The sequence below is a fragment of the Roseicyclus amphidinii genome (assembly GCF_030163755.1).
Lineage (GTDB): Bacteria > Pseudomonadota > Alphaproteobacteria > Rhodobacterales > Rhodobacteraceae > Roseicyclus > Roseicyclus amphidinii.
Genome location: NZ_JASJOE010000025.1, coordinates 43,097 through 50,308, shown reverse-complemented (window position 1 = coordinate 50,308; position 7,212 = coordinate 43,097). Strand labels below are relative to the sequence as shown.

Below are 7,212 nucleotides of genomic sequence, written 5' to 3'. Positions count from 1 at the left end.
CGCCGCTCACCGTGCTGATCCTGATCCTCGTCTTCTACCTGGTGATGGGCTGCCTGATGGACAGCCTGTCGATGATCCTGCTGACCATCCCGATCTTCTGGCCGGTGATGCAGGTGATGGATTTCGGGCTGATCTCGCTCATCGACATGCAGGCCGCCCGCCTCGCCGAAGGGATCGCAGAGGGCATCGCCATGGCCCCCGACCTGCTGGCCGAGGCGCAGGCCAAGCTGGCCGAGGGCATCGCGCTCACCCGCGAGGAATTCCGCGCCCTCGGCCTGCGGCCGGTCACCGAGGCCATGCATGCCGATTTCAACCAGACGCTCACGGCGATCTGGTTCGGCATCCTCGTCCTGATCGTGGTCGAGGTCGGGCTGATCACCCCGCCTGTCGGCATGAACCTTTTCATCATCAACGCGATGGACCGCGAAACCCCCATGACCGCCACCTACAAGGCCGTCATGTGGTTCGTCACCTCCGACATCCTCCGCGTCGCCCTCCTCGTCGCATTCCCATCCATCTCCATCTTCCTGCTGATGTGAGGGGCGGGCCAAGCAACACGAAAAGAAAGGAGCCACCATGCAGATCAACGGAACAGGGGCCATCGTCACCGGCGGCGGAAGCGGGCTTGGGGCGGCGACAGCGCGCAAGCTGGCGGGCGGGGGCGCGAAGGTTGCGATCCTCGACTTCGACGGTGCGCGCGCGGCGGCCGTCGCCGAGGAGATCGGCGGCCTCGCCTGTCCGGTCGACGTGGGCGACGAGGCCGCCGTGGCCGAGGCCGTGGCGCGTGCCGCCGACTGGATCGGCGGGGCCCCGCGCATCGCGGTCAATTGCGCGGGCGTGGGCCTTGCCGGGCGGATCGTCGGGCGCGAGGGGAAACTCGCCATCGACGTCTTCGAGCGGACGCTGCGGGTCAACCTCTTCGGCACCTACAACGTGATGTCCCATGCCGCCCGAATGATGACCGAGGCCGAGCCGACCGAGACCGGCGAGCGCGGCGTGATCGTCAACACCGCCTCGGTCGCGTGGGAGGACGGGCAGGTCGGGCAGACGGCCTATGCGGCCTCGAAGGGGGCCATCGCCGCGCTGTCGCTTCCCGCGGCGCGCGACCTTGCCCGCCACGCCATCCGGGTCATGGCCATCGCACCGGGGCTGTTCAACACGCCGATGATGGAGGGGCTGCCGCCCGAGGTGACCGAGAAGATCACCGCCGACATCCAGTTCCCCGCGCGGCTGGGGATGCCCGAGGAATACGCGCTGCTCGTCACGCAGATCGTCGAGAACAGCTATCTCAACGGGACGACCATCCGCCTCGACGCGGCCACGCGGCTGCCCCCGAAATAACGAGGCGCTGATGTCCGGCCACATATCCGAGATCGGCCTCCCCGAGGGGGGCGCGGTTCCGACGATGGACCGGCCCGCGGGGGCCGATGCCGTGGTCCGCACCCGGCCCGACGCATCAGGCCGCGCGCGGGGGAGAGGCGCTGCCGCGGCTCGCGGGCACGTCGACGCGGGGCAGGGTTCGCGCCGAAAGCGGATGTGCCGCGATCGCCCGGACCAGCCCCGATGCGGCGAAGGGCCCTCGGGCCTTTCGGCACATACGTGTGCGGTGCCGCGATGAGCCGCGTCAACCGCGCCTCCGCCCCGCAGGGCGCTGCGCATGTGCCGTCTTTCACGACGCTGCGGCGGTTGTTGGGGTATCGCCTGCGCCGGGCGACGATGCTGGTCCAGTCCGATCTGGCCGAGACGTTGAAGCCCTTCGGGTTGCGCATGATCACCTTTTCCGCGCTGGTGCTGATCCGCGACAATCCCGGCCTGAGCCAGTCGCAACTGGCCGCGGCGATGGATGTGGAGCGGCCGAACCTCGTGGTGATCGTGGACGAGCTGGAGACGCGCGGCCTTATCGCGCGCGACCGGCTGGCGACGGACCGCCGGACCTATGCCCTGACCGTGACCGAGGCCGGGGACCGGCTCTGCGCCGACGTGGTGGCGGCCGTCGAGGCGCACGAGGCGCGGCTGTTCGACGGGCTGACCGAGGCCGAACGCCAGACCGTCGAGGCGGCGCTGGCCCTCATTCACCGCAATGCCAAGGGGTGAGCGAATGCTGAACCGGACCACGACGTTCGCGCCGCACCGGGTGGAGGCGGAGCATCGCGCCGACGGCACCATCCTGTTGCGCGCCGAGGCCGAGCTTGGCCCCGTGGCGCGCTGCACCGGCGACTGGCTGCACCGCTGGGCCGCAGCGCGGCCGGACCATGTCTTTCTCGCCGAGCGGCATGGCGCGGGGTGGCGGGAAGAGAGCTATGCCGGCGCGCTGGACAAGGTGCGCGCCCTCGCGGCGGCGCTTCTGGGGCGGGGCATGGGGCCCAAGACGCCGATCCTCGTGATCTCGGGCAACGGGGTGGATCACGGCCTTCTGGCGCTGGCCGCGCAATACGTGGGCGTGCCGCTCTGCCCCGTGGCCGAGCAATACGCGCTGGTCCATGGCGCGCATGGTCGGCTGGTCCACGCGGTCGAGCTGATCCGGCCGCGGATGATCTATGCCGTCGACGCGGGCCGATATGCCGAGGCGCTGGCCCTGCCCGCGCTGGAGGGGATCGAGATCGTCTGCTCGCGCACCGCCGGGCGAAGCGACGTGACCGGGTTCGACACTTTGCTGAAGGGCGACGCGTCGGCGGATGTCGATGCCGCCCATTCGGCCGTCACGCCCGACACGGTGGGCAAGATCCTGATGACCTCGGGCTCGACCTCGGCGCCCAAGGGGGTGCTGACGACACACCGCATGATGTGCGTGAACCAGGCGCAGCTGGTCCACGGCCTGCCCTTCCTCGAGGACCGCCCGCCGGTGCTGGTCGACTGGCTGCCCTGGAACCATGTCTTCGGTGGCTCGCATAATTTCAACATGGCGCTGTCGAACGGCGGGACGCTCTACATCGACGACGGCAAGCCCGTCGCGGGTCTGTTCGAGCGCACGCTCGAGAACCTGTCGATGGTGGCCCCCACGCTCTCGTTCAACGTGCCGCTGGGCTACGCGATGCTGGTCGCCGCGCTGAAGAAGGACGCGGGTCTTCGAGGCCGCTTCTTCGCCGATCTCGACCTGATGTTCTACGCCGGTGCCTCGATCCCGCAGGAGGTGTGGACCGCGCTCGAGGCCATGGCGATGGAGGTCAAGGGCGAGGTGCCGCTGATGACCTCGTCCTGGGGGCTGACCGAAACCGCGCCCGCCGTCCTGCTGCAACAGGAACCGACGGACCGCTCGGGCGTGGTCGGCGTGCCCCTGCCCGGCGCGGTGCTCAAGTTGATCCCCGACGCCGACATGCGCTGCGAGGTGCGGGTGAAGGGCCCCAACGTCATGCCGGGCTATGTCGACAACCCCGAGAAGACCGCCGAGGCCTTCGACGAGGAAGGCTATTTCGTGACCGGCGACGCGATGGTCTTCGTCGATCCGCGGGATGTCTCGCGCGGGCTGAGGTTCGACGGACGCATATCCGAGGATTTCAAGCTGCTGTCGGGCACCTGGGTGCGGGCGGCACAGCTCAGGATCGACATGCTGGCCTGCCTCTCGCCGCTGGCGGGCGACCTTGTCGTCACCGGCGCGGACCGCAGCGAGATCGGCCTGTTGATCTTCCCCGACATGGCGGAACTCAAGGCCGGGGGCTTCGCGCTGGACGCGGACCGGGGCGCGCTGTCGGACCCGCGCCTTCTGTCCGAGATCCACCGCCGCCTTGCCGAACGCGCGCGGGCGATCAGCGGCTCGTCCAGCCGGGTGGCGCGTGCGCTGGTGCTGGCCGAACCGGCCTCGATGCCCGAGGGCGAGATGACCGCCAAGGGCAATCTCAACAGCCGCCGGGTGCTGACCCGTCGCGCCGAGCTGCTCACCCGCCTCTACGCGCAGGACGATCCCTGCGTCACGTCCCTTTGAAGGAACCCGCCATGGTCGATATCTCCTCGGGCCGCGCGATCCACACCCATGCCGAGGCCACCTGCCGACACCTCCCCACGGTGCCCGAAACCGCGCCCCACGAGCGCGAGCAGGACATCGCCGCCGTGATCCGCCCCGTCGTTGCCGGGCGCGAGACAGGCAACCGGCGCGGCGGGCACGAGGTCGTCGCCGAACTGGCCACCCTGACCAATGACGCGCCGATCCCTCTTGAACATGGACGATCTCGCGGTCGGTTTTCCCGACCCCGGTATCATTCGCGGATCGCGCCCGCGCGGCGGCTGGCGGACGTCAGGATGATCATCATCAAGGGCAACGCCGCGCCCCTGATCGGCGTTGCGTGATGCACCACGGCAACCGGAGTATCCCATGACCCCGTTCGAGGCCCCGCTGGGCGATATCTTTTTCTCTCTCGCCTGCGTCGGTGCCGACGACCTGCCCGACTGGGACGGCGCGCTTGCCCGCGAGATCGCGGGCCATTTCGCCGCTTTCGCCGAGGGCGAGATCGCGCCGCTGGACGAACCAGGCGACCGGCAGGGTTGCCGGCTGGAGAACGGGCGGGTGCGCATGCCCGACGGGTTCGCCGCGGTCTACCGCGACTATGCCGCGATGGGCTGGCCGGGTCTGACCGCGCCCGAGGCCTTCGGCGGCCAGGGCATGAGCGCGGTCATCGGCGCCGTGACCTCCGAGATCTTCACCGGCGCGAACCATTCGCTGCAGATGGTGACCGGGCTTGTCCCCGGCGCGGTGCGGACGCTTCTTGCCTTCGGGACCGAGGACCAGCAGGCGCGGCTCATCCCCGCGCTTGCCTCGGGCGCGATGCTGTCGACCATGTGCCTGACCGAGCCCGGCGCGGGATCGGACCTGTCGCGCATCCGCTGCAAGGCGCTGCGGGATGGTGACGGCGACGGGGACGGCTGGCGGATCGAGGGGGAAAAGATCTTCATCTCCGGCGGCGACCAGGACATGAGCGAGGATATCCTGCATCTCGTGCTGGCCCGCACCTCGGGCGACGGGGTCAAGGGGCTGTCGCTTTTCGCCACGACCCGCGCCTCGGCGGGCGACCGCATCAAGGTCACTCGCATCGAGGAGAAGATGGGGCTGCACGCCTCGCCCACCTGCCAGATGCTGTTCGACGGTGCCCCCGCCGAGCTGATCGGGGCGGAGGGCGGCGGGCTCAAGGCGATGTTCACGATGATGAACCACGCACGGACCGACGTGGCGCTGCAGGGCGTGGCGCATGCCGCCCGCGCCTGCGACATCGCGCGCCGCTACGCCGCCGGGCGGGTGCAGGGCCGCGGTGCCGACGGGGGGCCGGTCACGCTTGACGGGCACGCGGATGTCGCGCGCATGATCGACGCGATGGACCGGCAGGCGCTTGGCGCGCGCGCGCTGGCGCATCTGTGCGTCGTGACGATGGAGCGCGGCGACGATCCGGAGCTGGTCGAGTTCCTGACGCCGCTGGCCAAGACCCATTGCACCGAGGCCGGGATCGCGGCCGCGAACACCGGTATCCAGGTCCTCGGCGGCTACGGCTACCTGAGGGAATACCGGCTGGAACAGACCTTCCGCGATGCGCGGATCACCGCGATCTACGAAGGCGCGAACGGCATTCACGCGCGGATGCTCGCCACCCGCCTGCTGGGCGGCGCGGCGGGCGCGGCCTTCGCGGCTTTCATGGAGCGCGCGGCGGGTGACGCGACCGTCGCCGCCCTGCTCGGGCGCTGGCACGCGGCGCGCGAGCGACTGCTGGGCCGCGACGATGCCACCGCGCTGGCGCAGCCCTTTGCCGAGCTGACCGCGCATCTGCTGCTGGCGCATCTGTGGACGGTCCTGCAGGCCCGCGCCGCGGAGCATCCCGAGCCCGCACGCATCCGGCGGCTGGCCGCGGCCGCGCTGACCGAGGCGCGGATCATGGGCGAGGCCGCCCACGCCCTGATCCTGTCACCGCCCGGTGCGCACTCGGACCCGGACAAGGTCCGCGCGGCACAGGCATGACCGGGCGGTCGGCGGCCCCTGCGGGCACTGCGGGCACCGCGGGCACTGCGGGCACCATGGAGGAAACCCGCACGCGCTGGGGCGTGATCTTCGCGGCGCTGGCCATGGGCGTGGTCGCGGCGCTGCATATCGGCAAGGTGCCCCCGGCGCTGCCGACGCTGCGCGCGGACCTCGGGCTTGGCCTTGTCGGGGGCGGGTTCGTGCTGTCGATGTTCAGCGGGCTGGGCATGGTGCTGGGCCTCGTGACCGGCGGGGTCGCCGACCGGATCGGCCGCCGCCGCATGACGCTGGCGGGGTATTCCCTGCTGGTGGCGGGCGGGGCCCTCGGGGCGATTGCCACCGACCTGCCGGTCATGCTGACCAGTCGCGCGCTCGAGGGGCTGGGCTTCATGGCCGTGGGCGTCACCATGCCCGGCATCGTGTCCGAGGCCGCCTCGGCGCGTGACCGCCCCCTTGCGCTGGGGCTGTGGAGCGTGTTCACCCCGCTCGGTTTTGCCATCGCGCTGCTGTCGGCACCGCTGGCGCTGGCGGTGATGGACTGGCGGGCGCTCTGGCTGGGGCTGGCGGGGCTTTCGGCGCTCACGCTGCTGGCGCTGCGCCCGATGCTGCCCTTGCCCGCCGCCAGCGCCCCGGCGACGCGGAGCGGCTTTGGCCAGCGCCTGTCCGACGTGCTGGCGCGCCCGCGGCTCTGGCTCATCGCCGCCACCTTCGGCGCCTATGCCTTTCAGTGGGTCACGCTCATGGCGTGGCTGCCGACCTACCTCGTCGACGGGCTGGGCTTTGCGCTCGCCCCGGCCTCTGCCGTCACGGCGCTGATCGTCGTCGTGAACGTGCCGGGCAATATCGGCGCGGGTGCGTTGATGCGAGCCGGATGGCCGCCGCGGCGGATCATCGGGATCGGCAGCACCGTGATGGGGATCACCGCCGCGGCGCTGTTCCTTGGGCCGGAGTTCGGGGCGGCGGCGGGCATCGGCCTGTGCCTCCTGTTCTCGGTCGCGGGCGGAGGCATCCCGGCGGCGCTTTTCGCGCAGATCCCGCAGGCCTCGCCCTCGGCCTCGCATGCCGGGCAGGCCAACGGGATGCTGATGCAGGGCTCGGCCACCGGCCAGTTCCTCGGCCCGCCCCTGATCGGGGCCGCCGTCACCGCGACGGGCGGAGACTGGAGCGGCGCGGCACTGCTGACCGCGCTTCTGGCGCGGCCGATGCGCTGAGGGGACTGCGTAACGAAAAAAGCCCCGGCCATGCCGGGGCTTTCGCGTTTTCGGGCCTGCGCCGAG

At 70.9% G+C, this 7,212-nt stretch carries 7 protein-coding genes; all 7 read left to right on the top strand.

Translation table 11 applies throughout. The annotated features are described in order from the left end of the window. Positions 1–539: TRAP transporter large permease subunit (locus QQK83_RS10280; RefSeq protein ID WP_284263929.1), on the top strand; the 539-nt coding region annotated here is incomplete at its 5' end. 37 nt (positions 540–576) lie between these two features. After that, entirely contained in the window at positions 577–1,341 is a 765-nt protein-coding gene (locus QQK83_RS10275) for an SDR family NAD(P)-dependent oxidoreductase (RefSeq protein WP_284263927.1), read from the top strand. Between the two features lie 273 nt (positions 1,342–1,614). After that, positions 1,615–2,094, top strand: a complete 480-nt coding sequence (locus QQK83_RS10270; protein ID WP_284263925.1) for a MarR family winged helix-turn-helix transcriptional regulator — start codon at positions 1,615–1,617, stop codon at positions 2,092–2,094. Between the two features lie 4 nt (positions 2,095–2,098). Next, on the top strand, positions 2,099–3,919 hold the full coding sequence (locus QQK83_RS10265; protein WP_284263924.1) for a feruloyl-CoA synthase: 1,821 nt from the start codon (positions 2,099–2,101) through the stop codon (positions 3,917–3,919). An 11-nt stretch (positions 3,920–3,930) separates the two neighbouring features. Then, positions 3,931–4,281 carry a hypothetical protein gene (locus tag QQK83_RS10260; RefSeq protein ID WP_284263922.1) on the top strand — a complete coding sequence of 117 codons (351 nt, stop codon included), beginning with the start codon at positions 3,931–3,933 and terminating at the stop codon, positions 4,279–4,281. 25 nt (positions 4,282–4,306) lie between these two features. Then, on the top strand, positions 4,307–5,935 hold the full coding sequence (locus QQK83_RS10255; protein ID WP_284263920.1) for an acyl-CoA dehydrogenase family protein: 1,629 nt from the start codon (positions 4,307–4,309) through the stop codon (positions 5,933–5,935). Positions 5,936–5,991: 56 nt separating this feature from the next. Next, positions 5,992–7,146 carry an MFS transporter gene (locus QQK83_RS10250; protein ID WP_284263918.1) on the top strand — a complete coding sequence of 385 codons (1,155 nt, stop codon included), beginning with the start codon at positions 5,992–5,994 and terminating at the stop codon, positions 7,144–7,146. Positions 7,147–7,212: the final 66 nt, after the last annotated feature.